The sequence below is a fragment of the Tateyamaria sp. genome, assembly GCF_059783535.1.
On record NZ_JBYNDP010000014.1, the window covers coordinates 23,200 to 40,844 of the forward strand.

The window sequence follows — 17,645 nt, forward strand, 5'->3', positions numbered from 1 at the left end:
TCTGTTGGGCGATTCGAGTCAAGACACTTAGTTGAATGGCTATCTATTGACCTGTGGATAACATCTTGTGGGGCTTTCCTGCGCGCGCGCCACGACATATCGTGGACCGCATGACTGACGCCCCCCGATTCATTCACCTGCGCACCCACTCCGAATACTCGCTGCTTGAAGGCGCCATGCGCCTGAAAAAGCTGCCGGGCGTTGTGCGGGATGCTGGGATGCCCGCCATTGCGCTGACCGACACGAACAACATGTTTGCAGCGCTTGAGTTCTCGGTCGGCATGGCCGGGGCGGGGGTGCAGCCGATCATCGGCTGCCAGGTCGATCTGCAATACATGACCCCGCGCCCGGGCGAGCGGCCCCGCGATCCTGCCCCGCTGGTGCTGCTGGCCCAGACCGAGGCGGGCTACGAACATCTGATGAAGCTGAACTCGTGCCTTTACTTGCGCGAGGGGTCCGAGCTGCCTCATGTGACGGTTGACGAACTGGCCGCGCATTCTGATGACGTCATCTGCCTGACCGGTGGCCCCGACGGCCCCGTCGGGATGCTGCTGCAAACCGGCCAAGCGCCTGCCGCACAGGCCCTCATGGACCGGCTCAAAGAGACCTTTGCGGACCGGCTCTATGTCGAGCTGCAACGCCATCCGGGCGAGGGTGGCCAGCCCGAGGCCGAGCGTTTGACGGAACGGCCTCTGGTCGAAATGGCCTATGCCATGGACCTGCCGCTGGTTGCCACCAACGACGTCTATTTCCCAAAACCGGATATGTACGAAAGCCACGACGCGCTGATCTGCATCGCCGAGGGCGCCTATGTCGACCAGCAGGAAGCACGACGCCGCCTGACCGCCCAGCACTACTTCAAATCTCAGGCCGAGATGGTGACGCTGTTCGCAGACCTGCCGGAGGCGATCGAAAACACGGTTGAAATCGCACAACGCTGTGCCTTTATGGCCTATCGCCGTGACCCAATCCTGCCGAAGTTCGCAGATGACGAGGTGCAGGAACTGCGCCGCCAGTCCAACGAAGGCTTGCAGGAGCGGCTGAAGGTCATCCCCCATGCGACCTCTGTCGATGAATACCAAAAACGTCTCGATTTCGAGTTGGACATCATCGAAGGCATGGGCTTCCCCGGTTACTTCCTGATCGTGGCCGACTTCATAAAATGGGCGAAGGATCACGATATTCCGGTGGGTCCGGGCCGTGGCTCCGGTGCGGGCAGCCTCGTGGCCTATGCGCTGACAATCACCGATCTTGACCCCCTCCGCTATGCGCTGCTGTTCGAACGCTTCCTGAACCCCGAACGGGTCTCGATGCCCGACTTCGACATCGACTTCTGCATGGACCGGCGCGAGGAAGTGATCCGCTATGTGCAAGAGAAATATGGGCGCGACAAGGTGGGCCAGATCATCACCTTTGGTGCACTTTTGTCGAAGGCCGCTGTGCGCGACATCGGGCGCGTGTTGCAGATGCCCTACGGCCAGGTGGACCGGCTGTCGAAGCTGATCCCGGTTGAAGGGGTCAAACCTGTCAGCATCGAAAAGGCCCTGAAGGACGAACCGCGATTGCGCGAAGAAGCGCGGAACGAGGAGGTCGTTGATCGGCTGCTAACCTATGGCCAGCAGGTCGAGGGGCTGCTCAGAAACGCCTCCACCCACGCCGCCGGTGTCGTGATCGGGGATCGCCCGCTTGATGCGCTTGTCCCGCTCTATCAGGACCCGCGCTCGGACATGCCTGCCACCCAATTCAACATGAAATGGGTGGAACAGGCGGGCCTTGTCAAATTCGACTTCCTCGGCCTGAAAACCCTGACGGTGATCCAGAACGCCGTTGAACAGATCCTCGGCTCGGGCCGCAAACTGCACATCGCAGCGGATGGCACTGAACTCTATACGCCCGCGGATGGGATGGAGAATGACATCGGCGGCATCCCCCTCGATGACGAGGTGTCTTACAAGCTCTACGCCGCAGGCAAGACGGTCGCCGTGTTCCAGGTGGAAAGCTCGGGCATGATCGACGCGCTCAAGCGGATGAAGCCCGACTGTATCGAGGATATCATCGCCCTCGTGGCCCTCTACCGACCGGGCCCGATGGAGAACATCCCGAAGTTCTGCGAGGTCAAGAACGGGCTGAGCGAACGCGACACCCTGCACCCCTCCATCGACCACATTCTGGACGAAACCCAGGGCATCATCGTCTACCAGGAACAGGTGATGCAGATCGCGCAGGAAATGGCGGGCTACAGCCTCGGCGGCGCCGACCTTCTCCGCCGCGCCATGGGTAAGAAAATTCAGGAGGCGATGGACGCCGAGCGCCCCAAATTCCTCGCCGGATCCAAGGAAAACGGCGTGGATGAGGACAAGGCGCTGGAAGTCTGGCACCTGCTCGACAAGTTCGCGAACTACGGCTTCAACAAGTCCCACGCGGCGGCCTATGCGGTGGTCAGCTACCAAACGGCATGGCTCAAGGCGAACCACCGGGTCGAATTCATGGCCGGTGTGATGAACTGCGATATTCACCTCACCGACAAGCTGGCGGTCTACTTCGAAGAGGTGCGCAAGGGGCTCGACCTGCCATGGGTGCCGCCCTGCGTGAACCGCTCCGATGCAACGTTCAAGGTGGTCGACGGCGCGCTGGTCTACGCGCTGGGCGCGCTGAAAAACGTGGGCGTCGAGGCAATGCGGCTGGTGCAAGAGGCCCGCGGCGACAAACCTTTCGTCAACCTCTTCGACTTCGCCCGCCGCGTGGATCTGAAGAAGGTCGGTAAGCGCCCGCTCGAAATGCTGGCCCGTGCAGGCGCCTTCGACCAACTCGACCCCAATCGCCGCCGCGTCTTCGACGCGCTGGATGCACTCAGCGCCTATTCAGCGGCCGTGCATGATCAGAAAAACTCCAACCAGGTCTCTCTCTTCGGCGAGGCTGGCGACGACCTGCCCGAACCGCGCCTCATGCCGGTGGACGACTGGTTGCCTTCGGAACGGCTTGGCGAAGAACACAAGGCGGTTGGTTTCTACCTCTCCGGCCACCCGCTCGACGACTACATGGGTCCGCTGAAACGCAAGGGTATCCTCACGCTGGACGAGGTCACGGCCAAGGCCGAAAGCCAACCGCTTGTGGCCAAGCTGGCGGGGGTCGTGTCGGGCCTGCAAATCCGCAAATCCGCCCGCGGCAACCGCTTTGCCTTCTGCCAGATGTCCGACACGACGGGCGCGTTCGAGGTCACGCTGTTCTCCGAAAGCCTTGAGAAGGCGCAGGACCACCTCGAAACCGGCGCGAAGGTGATCGTCACGGTCGAGGCGACGATGGAATCCGACCAGCTCAAACTGCTGGGCCGATCGGTCGCAGCCATCGACACAGTCGTGGCCGATGTGGGTGGCATGGGGCTGCGCATCTTCGTCGAAGCTCCAAACGCGCTTGCATCTGTCGCAACCGTGCTCGAAGGGGCGGTGACAGCAGCCAAGGGCGCAGGGCGCGGTCCCATCACCGTCTGCCTCATGGATGACAGCCTGCCGGGCGAGGTTGAGATGGATCTGGGCACGGAATACCCGGTCACACCGCAGATCAAGGGGGCGATCAAATCGCTGTCCGGCGTGCTGGACGTGCAAGAGATGTAGGCAACGCTCCGCCCGCATCGCTGGACCTGAAGCGCTCTTGTCGCTAATGACGTCTCCGGGACGCTAAAAATCTGTGGGAGGAGACGCACCTGATGCGACCGGCAATGGCATGTCTGATGCTGCTTGCGCTTGCCGCCTGTGGCGATCCCTTGCGCGGTATCGAACGGGTGTCCGAAGGGGCGATGCTGCCGGCAGAACCCGGCAACAGCGCGCTTCCCTCTGCAGAAGAGCTTGCGCGCGAAGGCCCCATTCTGACCGATCTTCTGAATGACGCAGACGCCGAGGTGCCTTCTAGTGACGGACAGACAACCCCTGCACCCTTGGGCGCCGAGGTCTCGGACGTCGCAGCCATCGTCCGGCCGCAAGCAGACGCAGCACGCGTGGAACAGATCCAACGCACACCACGCGCCTCCGGCGGCATTCTGGGCTGGCTGAGGAGTGCAGGACAGAGTGATACAGCGGCGAATACAGGTGCCGTACAGGCGGCTGCTACCCCGCAAGACGCGGAAACAGCACTCCTAGCCAAGGCCGAAGATATTCCGGCAGCGCAAATCCCGGCGCTTGTCGAGCCAGAAAAGCGGCGCGGGCTGTTTGGCCGCCCCCGCGTCTCGACTGCGCGCGATGCGAATGTCTTGGACGTGGCCCCCGGCATGACCGTCCCCTTCGGGCAGATCGCCCGGGTCTGCGATGCCCGGCCCGCCCAAATGGCCCAAATGGTGGACAAGGCCGCCAGCAAGGGGCGCGGGTACACGCTCTATGACACTGCTCCGGATAGCACCGCACAAAGAACCTTCTATGTCACCGGCTTTTCTGACAACTGTCCGCGCCAGTTCACGGCGGCCCTCGCGCTGTTTGGCGATCCGGCCTTCCACGAACAACTACGCTATGGCCTCCCGGCCGAAGAATACCCCTATTCCACAACCGACAAGGCGTATGAGCAACTCAAACGCCGTGTGTGCAACGTGGGTCGTAACAAACCATGCGGTGATCGGATCAGCCGATTGTCACGCAACACGACCTTCATCAGCGCCTATGAAAATTTCACTGACAACGGGCGCTGGGCGGACATGCTGTTGCACGATGGCGCCGTTCTGGCCACAGCCCTCAAAACACCCTGACAGCAACGCATCTGCTCACCGAAGGACAGATCTCAACTGGGCCTTCAGGTTCAATAATGCGGCGGTCGCTCATCGCCGATGATGACACCACCACCGCCATCTGCCTCACGCTGCGCTTCCCGCTCCACCAGCATCTGCACCCGGCGCGTGAGAAGGGCTATCTCGGTTTCCTGCCGTGCCACCACGTCCGACAATTCGTCCACCGTGCGCTGCAAATGCGCGATCTGTTCTTCCAATTGTTCCATCCCTCCCTCCTGCCATCTCACGCCCTGCTTGCCCAGCCCCCATGCCTGCGGTATCCCCGCGCCCGAACGCAAACCCGGAGCGCCACCATGGCCAAGCCCAAGAAAACTCCACGCCCCAAGGCCCAGACGCCCAAGGGGTTCCGCGACTATTTCGGCACGGACGTCACCGACCGGGCCGAGATGTTGCAAAAGATCGCCGGGGTGTATCATCGCTACGGGTTTGACGCGCTCGAATCCAGTGCTGTGGAAACGGTCGAGGCGCTGGGCAAGTTCCTGCCGGACGTCGACCGCCCGAACGAAGGTGTTTTTGCCTGGCAGGAAGAAGACGGCGACTGGCTTGCCTTGCGCTACGACATGACGGCCCCGCTGGCGCGCGTCTATGCGCAACATCGCAACGACCTGCCCAACCCTTATCGCCGCTACACGATGGGGCCGGTCTGGCGCAATGAAAAGCCAGGTCCTGGGCGGTTTCGACAGTTCTATCAATGCGATGCGGACACGGTTGGTACTGCGTCGATGGCCGCGGATGCCGAGATCTGCGCGATGCTCTCCGACACGCTCGAAGCCGTGGGGATTGAGCGCGGCGACTACGTGATCCGCATCAACAACCGCAAGGTGCTGAACGGCGTGATGGAAGTCGCGGGCCTAGCCGGAGACGACAACGAAGCCGAACGCGGCATCGTCCTGCGCGCCATCGACAAGCTCGACCGGCTCGGGCCGGACGGTGTGCGTGCTCTGCTGGGCGAAGGACGCAAGGACGAAAGCGGCGACTACACTAAAGGTGCCGGTCTGAGCGACGCCGAAGCCGATACCGTCATGGGCTTTATGGATGCCAAACGCGATACGGGTCCCGACACCGTTACGCGTCTGCGTGAACTGGTCCAAGGCTCCGACATCGGCGCAAAAGGCGTCGCCGAACTGGAAGAAATCGCCGCCCTCCTCGACGCTGCAGGCTACGGCCCCGACCGCATCGTGATCGACCCTTCCGTCGTGCGAGGCTTGGGCTACTACACTGGTCCCGTCTACGAGGCGGAACTCACCTTCGACGTCCAGAACGAAAAGGGCCAGACGGTCCAGTTCGGCTCCGTCGCGGGTGGGGGGCGCTACGATGACCTCGTCAAACGCTTCACCGGGCAGGAAGTGCCAGCCACAGGCGTCTCCATTGGTGTCGACCGGCTGCTCGCCGCCCTGCGTGCCACGAACCGCATCGGCACAACTGAACAGGGGCCGGTCGTCGTCACGGTCATGGACCGAGATCGTATGGCCGACTACCAGAAAATGGTGGCCGAACTGCGCAGCGCTGGTGTCCGGGCCGAGGTCTACCTCGGAAACCCGAAAAACTTCGGTAACCAGCTCAAATATGCGGACAAACGAAACGCCCCTATCGCCATCATTGAAGGCGGGGACGAAAAAGAGCGCGGTGTGGTGCAGATCAAGGATCTCTATCTGGGCGCCAAGATTGCTGAGACGGCGACGCATGAGGAATGGGCCGAAAATCCCAGCCAGTTTGAAGTGCCCCGCGACCAGATGCTGGCAAAGGTGCGGGAGATCCTGAACCAATGACCCAAGCACGCCAGCGGGCCTATGCCCTGCGCGACAACTTTGTCGCGGCGGGCGCACAGGCTGTGGAACCTCCCATCCTTCAACCCGCCGACCTGCTGCTTGACCTCTATGGCGAGGATATCCGCGCGCGTGCCTACGTCACCTCTGACGCACTGCGCGGGGAACAGATGCTGCGCCCGGACTTCACTGTGCCGGTGGTCCAGATGCACATGTCAAACGGCGCCGAACCCGCACGCTACACCTATGCGGGCGAGGTATTTCGTCGGCAGGAGGAAGACCCGGACCGGGCCAATGAATTCCTGCAAGTGGGGTACGAGGTGTTTGACCGCACCGACCCGGCCGCCGCAGATGCCGAGGTGTTCGCCCTGATCGCAGATGCGGTCAGCACCCAGTCCCTGCGCGCAGCGACTGGTGACATCGGCGTGCTGATGGCCGCCGTGGACGGTCTCGATACATCCGAGCGGCGCAAGGCCGCCCTGCGTCGCCACATCTGGCGTCCGCGCAGGTTCCGCGCGCTGCTCGACCGGTTCTCGGGGCGCAGTGACGTGCCGGAAACCCGGGTGGCCCTGTTGGCCGGCGAAGTACAGACAGACGCGCCGCTGACCGGATTGCGCAGCCGGACGGAAATTGACGCGCGGATTGCCGCACTACACGCTGATGTCGCTGAGCCACCTTTGTCAGGCGCGCAGATGGACAGCCTTGATGCGCTTTTGAATGTCCGCGAAACGCTGCCCTTCGCGCTGGCGCAGATGCACACCCTTTGTGTGGATCTGCCCGCCATTCGCCCCGCCGTGAAACGCATCGACGCGCGGGCCGAAGCTCTCAGTGCGCGGGGTGTGGACGTGGACAACCTCGAATTCGAGGCCAGTTTCGGGCGCACCTCAATGGAATACTACGATGGTTTCGTGTTCGGCTTTTACGCTGAACAGCGGCCCGATCTGCCACCCATCGCCTCCGGCGGGCGGTACGATGCGTTGACCCGTCGCCTTGGCGCGGGCCAGGAAATCCCGGCAGTGGGGGCTGTCATCCGCCCCGGCCTTCTGGTCGAATTGGAGGCGATGCCATGATCAAGCTGGGTGTGCCGTCCAAGGGGCGGCTGATGGAAAAGACGTTCCAGTGGTTCGACAAGCGGGGCATCACGCTCAGCCGCACGGGATCGGATCGCGAATATGCGGGGGCCGTCGACGGTATCGACGGCGTGTCCCTCGTGCTGCTGTCTGCTGGTGAAATGCCACGCGAGCTGGCCGCCGGACGCATCCACCTTGGGGTGACCGGCACCGACCTTGTGCATGAAAAGCTGCCACTTTGGGAACAGCAGGTCGAACCGATGGCCGAGATGGGCTTTGGCCACGCAGACCTCGTTCTCGCTGTACCGCAGGCATGGATCGACGTGGACCTGACCGATGATCTGGATGCGGCTGCGGCTGCGTTTCGCGCGGCCCACGGGTTCCGCCTGCGCATCGCGACCAAGTATCACCGGCTGGTGCGGGACTTCCTGCGCGAGGCGGGCGTGGCCGATTATGCCCTTGTCGACAGCCAGGGCGCGACCGAAGGCACGGTGGCCAATGAGACGGCTGAGGCGATTGCCGACATCACATCGTCCGGGGACACGTTGCGTGCCAACCACCTCAAGATATTGAGTGACGGTCTGATCCTTGCCAGTCAGGCGACGTTGTGGCGCTCGCGTATCGCCGAGGTGCAGGATGATGATCGCGCCGTACTCAAAGAATTGCGTGCTCGTCTGGGTTAAGCACGCGGTCGTGCGCCGCTCCAACCTGCGATCAAAAGACATGTCACTTTAAGCACCTCCAACGCGACAAAGATCAGATGACCGTGGCTGGAGCTATCGTAAGGTGCGCCCGCAATGATCAAATCGCTGCGTGCCTCAAGCATCGGTTGAACGAAGATCTGTTGGATCAAGAACACGCAGATTGCGGCAATGACAGGCAAGGGGAGCCGCCATCGCGCGAGCATCGCGAGCACGACAATGACGATCCCCAACAGCCATTCGAAGTACCCGATCCATGTGAACTGGGCACGACCGACCTGCAGGGCGAGCGACAGGTCCAGTGTGTCCACAGTGAATTTTGCGGGTGCCGCAATGAGGTTTCCGCTTATGCAGGCCCCTGCCCAGAGGAACATCAGTGCAACGATTGCACGTTGGGCGGTTGCCATGGTGTCAAAGGACCCCAATTTCGGCCAGCGCGCGGTTCAATTCGACTGGCAGCGGATCCTCCCGCTCGCGGCCTTTTGGTAGGTCCGGCGGGGTGTCTTCGGGCTTGAGATATCGCCATCCTTGAAACGGGCGTTTTAGCGCGGATTGAACCCGCACCAACTCGGGGTCTGACACGATGGCACAGCGGCGTATGCCATCGCTGCCAATGACTTCATCCAGCCGGATAATACGCTGACGGCAGGTCAGAACGCCTTTGACGACCCAGAAAATCGAACCACCGTTCAGGATTTCCTTTTCCCGCTTGGGCCACATGCGGGTGACATGGCGGGGAAAGCCATCGGCGGTTTGCGCGCGCTTGGTCTGTTGCCAAGCCGCCAGGCTTTCATAGCTTTCGCTGCCAACCGACAGTTTGATCAGGTTGATGTACTTATCCACAGAGTCGTCCCCAAGCCACACTCTATATTGTAGCGTGTATCGGCGCTTCTGCAATCTGTTGGGGTGTGCTACGGTGGTGATCTTCTGCCGACCGATAGATTCGACTGCCACCATGGGGATGTTCTGATGACACGTTTCGCTGCGCCGATCGCCGAACAGATTTGGGATATGAAGTATCGCTTCAAGGAAGCTGAAGGTACGCCCATCGACGCGACGGTTGAAGAAAGTTGGCGGCGCATTGCGCGCGATCTTGCAAAGGTCGAGAAAGACCCCAAGGCCTGGGAACACACGTTTTACAACGCCTTGGAGGATTTCAAATTCCTGCCTGCCGGTCGCATCACCGCCGGGGCTGGGACAGCACGATCGGTCACCCTGTTCAACTGCTTTGTTATGGGGACAATCCCAGACAGCATGGCCGGTATATTCGACATGCTGAAAGAGGCGGCTCTGACCATGCAGCAGGGCGGCGGCATCGGCTACGATTTCTCGACCATCCGGCCCAAGGGGGCAGGGGTCAAAGGAGTGGCCGCAGATGCCTCTGGACCTTTGAGTTTCATGGACGTCTGGGATGCGATGTGCCGGACGATCATGTCCGCAGGAAGCCGACGCGGCGCAATGATGGCGACCATGCGCTGCGACCACCCGGACATCGAAGATTTCATCACCGCAAAGTCCGATGCGGCGCGCCTGCGCATGTTCAACGTGTCCGTGCTGGTGACGGATGCGTTCATGGATGCGGTCAAGTCTGACGGGTCTTGGGATCTGTTGTTCGACGGCACGGTCTACAAGACGGTTCAGGCGCGTGATCTGTGGAACGGCATCATGAAATCGACCTATGATTACGCGGAACCCGGCGTGATCTTCATCGACCGGATCAACGCCGCCAATAACCTGAACTACTGCGAGACCATCGCGGCGACAAACCCCTGCGGTGAACAACCCTTGCCCCCCTACGGCGCATGCCTGCTTGGTTCCATCAACCTCGCGCGTCTGGTCAGTCAACCATTTGAAGAAGCTGCGGGATTGGACGAAGTTGCGCTGTCCGAACTTGTCGCCACAGCAGTCCGTATGATGGACAACGTGGTCGATGCATCCCGGTTCCCACTCGAAGCCCAGGCGCGCGAGGCACAAGCCAAGCGCCGCATTGGGCTGGGCGTCACCGGGTTGGCAGACGCGCTGTTGATGATGGGCCTGCGCTATGGATCGGACGAGGCGGCGCGTCAGACCGAGCAATGGTTGAAAGCGATCGCCCGCGCCGCCTATCTGGCGTCGGTGCAATTGGCGAAGGAAAAGGGTGCCTTTCCTCTCTTTGATGCAGACGCTTATCTGCAGTCAGGCACGATGCAGGCGATGGACGCCGACGTGCGTGATGCCATCGCCAAGCACGGCATTCGCAATGCGCTTCTGACGTCCATCGCGCCAACGGGTACGATCAGTCTTTACGCTGGAAACGTATCGAGCGGGATCGAACCGGTCTTTGCCTATGCCTACACGCGCAAGGTCCTGCAAAAGGATGGCTCTCGCACCGAAGAGGAAGTCGTTGATTACGCGGTGCAAATGTGGCGCGATAAGTTTGGCGATGCCGAGCTGCCCGACTATTTCGTCAATGCGCAGACACTGGCGCCTTCTGATCACGTGAAGATGCAGGCTGCGGCGCAAAAGTGGGTCGACTCGTCGATTTCGAAAACAATCAACTGTCCCGAAGACATCAGCTTTGACGACTTCAAGAACGTCTATATGCAGGCATGGGACACAGGGTGCAAAGGGTGCACGACATACCGTCCGAACGCGGTGACAGGCTCGGTTTTGACTGTGGCCGAGGATAAACCGGCCGAGGCACCGGTGCTGGCCAATGGCGACGCTGAACCGCTGCAGCCTCATGGTGATGTGATCTACATGGCTGAGCCCTTGGACCGGCCCAGCGCACTTGAAGGCAACACGTACAAGGTCAAGTGGCCGGACAGTGAACACGCGCTCTACATCACCATCAACGACCTGGTGATCGGCGGGCATAGACGTCCCTTTGAAGTGTTCATTAACTCGAAGAATATGGAGCATTTCGCATGGACGGTTGCCCTGACGCGTATGATCTCGGCCGTGTTCCGGCGGGGTGGGGACGTGTCGTTTGTGGTAGAAGAACTTAAGGCCGTCTTTGACCCACGTGGAGGCGCGTGGATGCAAGGAAAATACATCCCGTCAATCCTGGCCGCCATCGGTGGCGTGATCGAACAACACATGATCAAGATCGGTTTTATTGAAGGCGAGGGCATGGGCCTCAAATCGGATCCGCAGGCTGACGTTGCTGGGATTGATGCGCCGCGTGGCAAAGCTTGCTCAAGTTGCGGTAGCTACGAGATGCGCATGATCGAAGGCTGTATGACGTGTGCGTCCTGCGGCTTTTCGAAGTGTGGATAAACTGGTTTGTTCCGGGTGAACTGTAGCGTGTCACACAACATGACCTAAACGTCTCAATAGGTCATTTTGGCTAGTGATACGAAAGGCAAGCCTCGGCTTTAACCGAGGCCTCTTTAATGTTTGGCAGGTACTTGGGAGCTGCGGCTTATTGGGGTCGCAGATGCATTAGATTTATTACGGAGTTTTGGGCGGGAAGCCGTCATTCGCCGCAGTTGCAATATGGAACTGCGCGTTTGAAAGGAGCCGACACTCCCAGGTTCCAAAAGAAACCATTACACCCGGCAATGAAGTTGCGGAAGCCAAGAGAAAAGGTGACCGAGGAGCGATATCCGGGCGTCGATTGTTATGTTCTTCTGGTTGAGGCGTTTACGACACATGTGTGGGACAGATCACCCTGTCCTTGGCTGCTTGAGGATGCACCAGGTAGGCAGGCGGTGATCGATATGATTGTTGCCAAGGGGCAGGCTGCGGGTGTTTGATAACCGCTTTAAGACATGTCTTTGGAACAGCGAAGGGCGCCTGATGGCGGATAGATGGGCCCAAGTATCGTGCCATATCCGAGGGGATCTAGGCATCAATGTCCGATGAACTGGCATTGATGCAGGCCCGCAAGGCTCCTTTGGATGAGAGGCTGACCCATTGTGCCGAATGCGAGGAACCTATCCCCGAGGCGCGCCGCAGAGCCATTCCCGGCTTGAACCTGTGCGTCGACCGCGTGGCCGAATGCGATGCAGTTTATAAGGCTCGGGCTAGTATCAACCAGCGCCGGTCTAAGGAAAGTCAATTGAAGCAACGGGGCTGGTGCAGATGCCTTGATTTCAGGAATCGACGCACTTTTTTCATTAATCGGTGCGCGGTTGCTGATCAGGATCGGCTAATGTCGTGCGAGGCTGCTTTCGGATCAGGAGGTGACGGCTATGATGTATCTGGATCTGGCACTACGCGGCGGCGCGATCACCTTGTTGTTTTTGTTGGCGTTGTTGCTGTGGCGTGCGCCAATTGGGTTGGAGGGTCGGCTGTCGGCGGCGGCTATCTCTGTCAGCAAGTCGTCGCTTCTGGTCACACACGCTGTGCTTCCTCTGGAGTTGCCGCCACTTGCGATGAACAACCTGCTTTTGCTGGCCGCCCTGACACCGGCGGCGATCACGTGGTTCATAGTCAGCATCTTTCTGGACGGACCCAGGCGACGTTGGCCGTGGATTGCGGCGGGTTTGGGGACGTCTGGCGTGATTTACGTTGACCTGATCTCGCCGGGCACGCTGCCTCTGTGCAACACAGTGGCCGTTGCGCTCTACGGTGCGCTAGTGGGGCTTTCCCTTTGGACTGCCCGGGATGATCTGGTGGATTGCAGGTGCCGGGCCCGCCCGGCCTTCGCTGTTGCGATTGCCGGTTTGGCCTTTGTTTTGACGGGTGTGCAGGCCCTTGGGCTTTTAGAGCAAGGGGCGCTTTTGTTGGCTCTGTTGCAGTCTTCGGGGGCATTTGTCGTGAGCTTGGCCTTTGCCCTTTGGCTGCTGCGCCCGGACGCATCCATGTGGCCAGGCGAGACAAACGAGACGCCCACGCCATCGCGGGCCAGTTCAGTTGCTGAGGGACCCGACACTGCGTTGATCGGTCGGATCACGGCCGCAATGTCTGCGGGTATTTGGCGAGAAGAGGGCCTGACCATCGGTGCGCTGGCTTCACGGCTGGCCGTGCCAGAACACCGGTTGCGCCGAGCCATCAACCGCGGGCTGGGGCATCGCAATTTTTCGAGCTTCATCAACCGCGCCCGCATTGATGCGGCTGCCGATCTGTTGCGGGACCCGGCGCATATGCACACGACAATGCTGGAAGTCGCTTATGATGTGGGTTTCGCATCGATGGGTCCGTTTAACCGGGCATTTCGCGCCGAAATAGGCTGCAGCCCGACGGAGTATCGCCGCGATGTGCTGTCTGAGGCACGCGCCGATTCTGAAAGATCATCTCCGATCTCTGCAAATCTGCACTGATTTCCAAACTCGGCGCGCATGGGGCCGGGGATGGGAGCATTTCTTGGGGCAGGCATAGCAGACAAAGGAGATGTCCCATGCGTGAACTTGCTTTGACCTTTGCAATTGTTGTCGCGAGCGTCGGTCAGGTGCAGGCGATGCCCGTCGAGGTCCCTTCCACTTATCCTAAGGAGGGGATGTTCTGTGGCTTTATGGAGTTGTGCACACCCAAGGCAGTTGCGCCGCGCCCAGATGTGACCCAGGACGACGACGACGCTGTGCAGCCCGTGTCGGAATAGCGTCTCGCCTAATCCAAGATGGCGCACACGCTGAGCCCGTGCGTGTACGTCAATCGCCGTGGAGGTGCAGGACCGGAGTATTCTGGGGCCCTGCGTCGCCATGTGGTCAGTTGCCACAGGTGTCGGCAGCCCCAATAGCAGCTTTGGGCCGCTTCTGTGAATACGGCCCAAAGTGGGGTTTTCATCCACTTTCCCAGCGATGCCTGTGGCCGTGTAAATGACTGGCTTGGCTTGAACGCAGCGGCATCATCCTAGCCTGGAGTAATGGGCTGTACCGGTTCGCCCTGCGCCTGCATCAAGGCTTCGAATTCCGGCACGCCCAGAGTGCCCAGAGTCTCGCCATTTGGCCCCAAGATTTCGTAAATCACACCGTCGGTGCCTTTGTTGCTGAACCAAGCGATGCAGTCTTCGTCCCCGCCGCCTTCGGTATGTGGCGCGCCGCCAGCGGATTTCTGAACAAAACTCGCGGTTGGGCGGATTTCGGTCAGTTCACCTTCGGCATCGTAAAGGCGCAACTCGCCCTGGATGATGAACGTGCTGTAGTCCGCATGATGCTTGTGCAGAACGACCTTTTCATTTGCGGCGAACTTCAACAGCAGATCGACGACCTTTAAATCCCGATCAACGTTGAGAACGTGGTACCAAAGGTGCTCAATGCCCTCGAGCGTGTTCCATTTGATATTCGATTGATCGAACGCAGCGGCGACCTCAGTTGCGGCCTTGCTGGCGTTGGCCCCTAGGGCAACGGCCGCGACAGTTGTGCCGATCGTAGTTAGACCCTCACGGCGTGTCATCTTGTTCATCTTCTTGTCCTTTTGATGATTTTCAGGGGTGTCGTCGCTGTGACAATGTTGGTCTGCGCAGCCGCATGACGGGCGCAGGCTGCCCTTCAGACGGATGTTTGACGGCTGACCTGTTCCCGCTCAGAAGAGTTTTTTCTCGTATTTCCACTCATCGGCGTCGGGCGTGACGCTGTCGAGATCGAAGTCATTGTCGATCAAATGCTGCGCAGAACGATCTCCGAGTTCGGCCGCGCGCTGGATGATCCGGCGGCCAAGCTCCTCGTTGTAGGTAACACCACGGCCGCGAAGAATATCCAAGCCATAGTTGAATGCCCCGACCGAGCTGCCCGCTTCCATGGAGCGGCGGTCCCACTCCGCAGCCGCGGCGGCATCCTCGGGCCCGCCCAGACCATTATCTTCCATCCAGGCCATCCAGGTCATCGCTGGAACGTTACCTTCATCAGCCAGGGTGCTGAAGATCTCGCGCGCCGTGTCATGGTTGCCGGCCTTCGACTCGATGTAGCCGATGAAGCCCAAAACCGGATGCGTCTCCCCGTGCCGCATACGGTCGATATGGCTGCAGATCGTAAGCTCTTCGGGATTGTGGGTGCCGTACGCGTCCGACTTGTGCTTGCCGCATTGCCCAAAACTTTGTGCAACAGCAGGTGACGCAAGGACGGTGAGGAGTGCAATAGTCGGGACAGTCAATGAATGCATACGCATCTGGGTCTCGCCTCTCATTCAAGGTGTTGGATCACGATACACTTGAACAATTCGGCCCAGCTGATGTGCGAATTTCCCGCAAGAAATATGCAAAAAAAATGCAAAAACGGCTATTCCAGAAGCCGATAGCCAACGCCACGCACAGTTTCGATCACGGGAGATCGAGACTTGTCGGGGTCAAGCTTCTTTCGCAGGTTAATCATGTGCTGATCCAGCGCCCGTGAGTTGGGCATGAAGTCGCGGCCCCACCCAGCGTCGTAAAGCTCATCCTTGGTGACAACCTTGCCTTGTCGTGTTTGAAGAAATTCAAGCAAACGAAAGTCGCGTGGTGTCAAAGCGACTTCCAGCGTACCACGCCGCGCACTATGCTGTTCGGGCATCAGGACAAGTTGATCGTCAGGCTTGGTGTTGGTCCCACGACGCCAGAACAAGAACAGGCTCAGCAGCCCCACACTTGCCAGCAATCCCATCGCACCCCGACTGACACCGTTCAGAGATACGTGAAGTGCGTTCTGCAGCTCGCTGCGGGTGTAGATCAGACACACCCGAGGTGTGGGCTGGCAATAAAGAAGCTCCTTTCCGTACCGATCATAATTTGACCAACCGGCTTGAAAATCTTCGGACGTGAAGCGTGTGAGATCCTCCAATTCCTGCAATGAAAGATCAAAACGTGTGGGCGCATAGGTGTCTGGCCCGGGATACAGAACTGACCCGGTTTTTTCCCAGACCACGGCTTTCAAAAGGGTAGGATCCTTGCTGAGCAAAAATCCAACGCGGTCTGGCCGTGTCTGAACCTCATATATTGCGCGCGCATCAGCGGAACCCTTCGAAGACGCATGCTTCCAGGGATCACTGGTCACCCATAGGTAGCCAGACCCTAAGAAACAGATGACTCCGATCACCAAAAGCCAAGGTCGCATCATGACATCAGAATGCACGAACGCATGTTTTTTCATATGAGACATTCGTCAAAGCTGACACGGTTCAGCGTGGATTGAACGGAAAGTCTGTTCCGCAAGTTTTTTGTTTGAGTAGCAGTTGACCATGCAGGCGTGGCGAAGGTCCGCAAAAGGAACTGCGACCGCAGCATGTTCACTGTTGCTCCAAGGTTCCGTCCATGCCGTCCTCAATTGCGAAAAGCTGACTGGCCGAGAAAGTGCCGTGTCAGCACAAAGGCCAGAAATGAGCCCAAACAAAAGAACGCTGCGCGTGGCTGAGGTGTGGGCAAAGGTGTCCCGTCCAACTTTGCGCATCGGCGAGGAGGAGGCTCCACTTAGCTCATGCGACGCCCAACTGACATGTGGTTCATTACACGTCGACCGTCCAAACGGCGATGAAGGAAAACCGCAGCGATGTGCAGGCTCAAAAGCGCTCCGAGAAGGGTCGCGACTCCATCGTGCGCACGGTCTGCGGCTTGCGCGAGTGATGTATTCAGTGGGAGCACGGGCAGTGCAACCAGACCAAACGGCGTTACAGTAAATCCAAGCGCCGCGAGTTTCAGGTACCCCGTGATGGGCAACGCAAGGAGACAGATGTATAGCGAGCCGTGGCTGATCATGGCGGCGATGCGCAGGCCAGGTGAAGTGGATTTTGGCGGAGCTGTCGACAGCCAGCGCGACATCATGCGGACCACGGTCAGCAAGAACAGAACCGCTCCGACCGCGATATGGGCTTGGACTAGGGTTTCCGCAAAGATCGGGCGCGGTTCGTAAAGTAGGATATTCAGTGCTGCCAGAACTAACTGCACAGTAACGAGCGCAACCGCGATCCAATGGATCAGTCGCAGATGCAAGCTGTAGCGCACACTCACTCTTCGACACCTTCAAGATAAACGCTTACGTCACATGGGCTTCGACCGCCGCGATCGCACGTGAGCCGCGTTTCGCCCAGGATAAGCGCCGCGTCGAGAGAAGGCCTTGTGAAGGTGAAGTCGGTCTCGGCGGCGCCGGCATGGCACGACAAGCAGGACGCCTGTGGCCGGGTCGACAAGTTGACTGTTCCCTGCCCATTGAATGACCCATAGTGCCACTGCCCATCGACCTTTTTCTTGTGAAACACCGTGCTGAGATTGCCTGGGCTGTAGTAGGTTTCCATCAGGATGCGTGTGCCATCGGGCAGCGGCGCTCCAGTCTGTGCCACTTCCAGGACGTCAGGTGTGGTCAGCATACGTCTGTACGTACCATCTGTCCGATCAACTTGGGCATAGGCGACGTAAGGCTCGCCGTAGCGGTCGGTTGATGTCAGTGTTTCTGCGCCGGCCGCAGCGGCCGCAGCTAAGCCAACTACAGCCAATGAACGTCCGCGTTTCATT

At 59.7% G+C, this 17,645-nt stretch carries 16 protein-coding genes and 1 pseudogene; 9 read left to right on the forward strand and 8 right to left on the reverse strand.

Annotated features, from left to right (window positions below; all coding sequences use genetic code 11):
• Positions 1 to 110 precede the first annotated feature (110 nt).
• On the forward strand, positions 111 to 3,611 hold the full coding sequence (dnaE, locus tag AC6RA8_RS04980) for a DNA polymerase III subunit alpha (protein ID WP_500351021.1): 3,501 nt from the start codon (positions 111 to 113) through the stop codon (positions 3,609 to 3,611).
• Positions 3,612 to 3,703: 92 nt separating this feature from the next.
• Complete coding sequence (locus AC6RA8_RS04985) at positions 3,704 to 4,729, forward strand: hypothetical protein (RefSeq protein ID WP_500351022.1); 1,026 nt, start codon at positions 3,704 to 3,706, stop codon at positions 4,727 to 4,729.
• 50 nt (positions 4,730 to 4,779) lie between these two features.
• Here the strand turns inward: AC6RA8_RS04985 and AC6RA8_RS04990 are convergent, their stop codons facing one another.
• Entirely contained in the window at positions 4,780 to 4,974 is a 195-nt protein-coding gene (locus AC6RA8_RS04990; protein ID WP_500351023.1) for a SlyX family protein, read from the reverse strand.
• 87 nt (positions 4,975 to 5,061) lie between these two features.
• Here AC6RA8_RS04990 and hisS point away from each other — a divergent pair, with 87 nt between their 5' ends.
• The 3 genes from hisS to hisG are packed head-to-tail and all read left to right on the forward strand — an operon-like array spanning position 5,062 to position 8,287.
• The gene (gene hisS, locus AC6RA8_RS04995; RefSeq protein ID WP_500351024.1) at positions 5,062 to 6,537 is read left to right on the forward strand and encodes a histidine--tRNA ligase; all 1,476 of its coding nucleotides are present in this window, start codon (positions 5,062 to 5,064) and stop codon (positions 6,535 to 6,537) included.
• Positions 6,534 to 7,604: an ATP phosphoribosyltransferase regulatory subunit gene (locus AC6RA8_RS05000; protein ID WP_500351025.1), complete on the forward strand. Its 1,071-nt coding sequence runs from the start codon at positions 6,534 to 6,536 to the stop codon at positions 7,602 to 7,604. The genes hisS and AC6RA8_RS05000 overlap by 4 nt, the downstream gene beginning before the upstream one ends.
• Positions 7,601 to 8,287, forward strand: a complete 687-nt coding sequence (gene hisG, locus AC6RA8_RS05005) for an ATP phosphoribosyltransferase (protein WP_500351026.1) — start codon at positions 7,601 to 7,603, stop codon at positions 8,285 to 8,287. Before AC6RA8_RS05000 ends, hisG begins: the two co-directional genes overlap by 4 nt.
• Here hisG and AC6RA8_RS05010 read toward each other — a convergent pair.
• Both AC6RA8_RS05010 and AC6RA8_RS05015 read right to left on the reverse strand, forming a co-directional pair.
• On the reverse strand, positions 8,284 to 8,712 hold the full coding sequence (locus AC6RA8_RS05010) for a hypothetical protein (protein ID WP_500351027.1): 429 nt from the start codon (positions 8,710 to 8,712) through the stop codon (positions 8,284 to 8,286). The genes hisG and AC6RA8_RS05010 overlap by 4 nt on opposite strands.
• Positions 8,713 to 8,716: 4 nt before the next feature.
• Positions 8,717 to 9,148, reverse strand: a complete 432-nt coding sequence (locus AC6RA8_RS05015) for a DUF1489 family protein (RefSeq protein WP_500351028.1) — start codon at positions 9,146 to 9,148, stop codon at positions 8,717 to 8,719.
• Between the two features lie 126 nt (positions 9,149 to 9,274).
• Here AC6RA8_RS05015 and AC6RA8_RS05020 point away from each other — a divergent pair, with 126 nt between their 5' ends.
• From AC6RA8_RS05020 to AC6RA8_RS05035, 4 genes and pseudogenes are all read left to right on the forward strand, one after another.
• Positions 9,275 to 11,563 (forward strand): adenosylcobalamin-dependent ribonucleoside-diphosphate reductase, encoded by a 2,289-nt coding sequence (locus AC6RA8_RS05020; protein WP_500351029.1) that lies wholly within the window; start codon positions 9,275 to 9,277, stop codon positions 11,561 to 11,563.
• Positions 11,564 to 12,140: 577 nt separating this feature from the next.
• Positions 12,141 to 12,353: pseudogene (locus AC6RA8_RS05025) on the forward strand (TraR/DksA C4-type zinc finger protein); the annotation flags it as partial.
• 127 nt (positions 12,354 to 12,480) lie between these two features.
• Positions 12,481 to 13,551: a helix-turn-helix domain-containing protein gene (locus AC6RA8_RS05030; protein ID WP_500351030.1), complete on the forward strand. Its 1,071-nt coding sequence runs from the start codon at positions 12,481 to 12,483 to the stop codon at positions 13,549 to 13,551.
• Between the two features lie 77 nt (positions 13,552 to 13,628).
• Entirely contained in the window at positions 13,629 to 13,829 is a 201-nt protein-coding gene (locus tag AC6RA8_RS05035; protein WP_500351031.1) for a hypothetical protein, read from the forward strand.
• Positions 13,830 to 14,080: 251 nt separating this feature from the next.
• On the opposite strand, the gene AC6RA8_RS05040 is transcribed toward AC6RA8_RS05035, so the two are convergent.
• The 5 genes from AC6RA8_RS05040 to AC6RA8_RS05060 all read right to left on the reverse strand — a co-directional run bounded on the left by AC6RA8_RS05040 (position 14,081) and on the right by AC6RA8_RS05060 (position 17,644).
• Positions 14,081 to 14,632: a hypothetical protein gene (locus tag AC6RA8_RS05040; protein ID WP_500351032.1), complete on the reverse strand. Its 552-nt coding sequence runs from the start codon at positions 14,630 to 14,632 to the stop codon at positions 14,081 to 14,083.
• 120 nt (positions 14,633 to 14,752) lie between these two features.
• The gene (locus tag AC6RA8_RS05045) at positions 14,753 to 15,334 is read right to left on the reverse strand and encodes a tetratricopeptide repeat protein (protein ID WP_500351033.1); all 582 of its coding nucleotides are present in this window, start codon (positions 15,332 to 15,334) and stop codon (positions 14,753 to 14,755) included.
• A gap of 110 nt (positions 15,335 to 15,444) precedes the next feature.
• Complete coding sequence (locus AC6RA8_RS05050) at positions 15,445 to 16,065, reverse strand: winged helix-turn-helix domain-containing protein (protein WP_500351049.1); 621 nt, start codon at positions 16,063 to 16,065, stop codon at positions 15,445 to 15,447.
• A 542-nt stretch (positions 16,066 to 16,607) separates the two neighbouring features.
• Complete coding sequence (locus tag AC6RA8_RS05055) at positions 16,608 to 17,144, reverse strand: cytochrome b (RefSeq protein ID WP_500351034.1); 537 nt, start codon at positions 17,142 to 17,144, stop codon at positions 16,608 to 16,610.
• A complete protein-coding gene (locus tag AC6RA8_RS05060) occupies positions 17,141 to 17,644 on the reverse strand; it encodes a cytochrome P460 family protein (protein ID WP_500351035.1) in 504 nt (167 codons plus the stop codon). The genes AC6RA8_RS05055 and AC6RA8_RS05060 overlap by 4 nt, the downstream gene beginning before the upstream one ends.
• Position 17,645: the final 1 nt, after the last annotated feature.

What these genes read in the sequence shown, in the direction of transcription:
- dnaE (WP_500351021.1), top strand. Translation starts at nt 111, where the DNA reads ATGACTGACGCCCCCCGATTCATTCACCTGCGCACCCACTCCGAATAC.
- AC6RA8_RS04985 (WP_500351022.1), top strand. Translation starts at nt 3,704, where the DNA reads ATGCGACCGGCAATGGCATGTCTGATGCTGCTTGCGCTTGCCGCCTGT.
- AC6RA8_RS04990 (WP_500351023.1), bottom strand. Translation starts at nt 4,974, where the DNA reads ATGGAACAATTGGAAGAACAGATCGCGCATTTGCAGCGCACGGTGGAC.
- hisS (WP_500351024.1), top strand. Translation starts at nt 5,062, where the DNA reads ATGGCCAAGCCCAAGAAAACTCCACGCCCCAAGGCCCAGACGCCCAAG.
- AC6RA8_RS05000 (WP_500351025.1), top strand. Translation starts at nt 6,534, where the DNA reads ATGACCCAAGCACGCCAGCGGGCCTATGCCCTGCGCGACAACTTTGTC.
- hisG (WP_500351026.1), top strand. Translation starts at nt 7,601, where the DNA reads ATGATCAAGCTGGGTGTGCCGTCCAAGGGGCGGCTGATGGAAAAGACG.
- AC6RA8_RS05010 (WP_500351027.1), bottom strand. Translation starts at nt 8,712, where the DNA reads ATGGCAACCGCCCAACGTGCAATCGTTGCACTGATGTTCCTCTGGGCA.
- AC6RA8_RS05020 (WP_500351029.1), top strand. Translation starts at nt 9,275, where the DNA reads ATGACACGTTTCGCTGCGCCGATCGCCGAACAGATTTGGGATATGAAG.
- AC6RA8_RS05030 (WP_500351030.1), top strand. Translation starts at nt 12,481, where the DNA reads ATGATGTATCTGGATCTGGCACTACGCGGCGGCGCGATCACCTTGTTG.
- AC6RA8_RS05035 (WP_500351031.1), top strand. Translation starts at nt 13,629, where the DNA reads ATGCGTGAACTTGCTTTGACCTTTGCAATTGTTGTCGCGAGCGTCGGT.
- AC6RA8_RS05040 (WP_500351032.1), bottom strand. Translation starts at nt 14,632, where the DNA reads ATGAACAAGATGACACGCCGTGAGGGTCTAACTACGATCGGCACAACT.
- AC6RA8_RS05045 (WP_500351033.1), bottom strand. Translation starts at nt 15,334, where the DNA reads ATGCGTATGCATTCATTGACTGTCCCGACTATTGCACTCCTCACCGTC.
- AC6RA8_RS05060 (WP_500351035.1), bottom strand. Translation starts at nt 17,644, where the DNA reads ATGAAACGCGGACGTTCATTGGCTGTAGTTGGCTTAGCTGCGGCCGCT.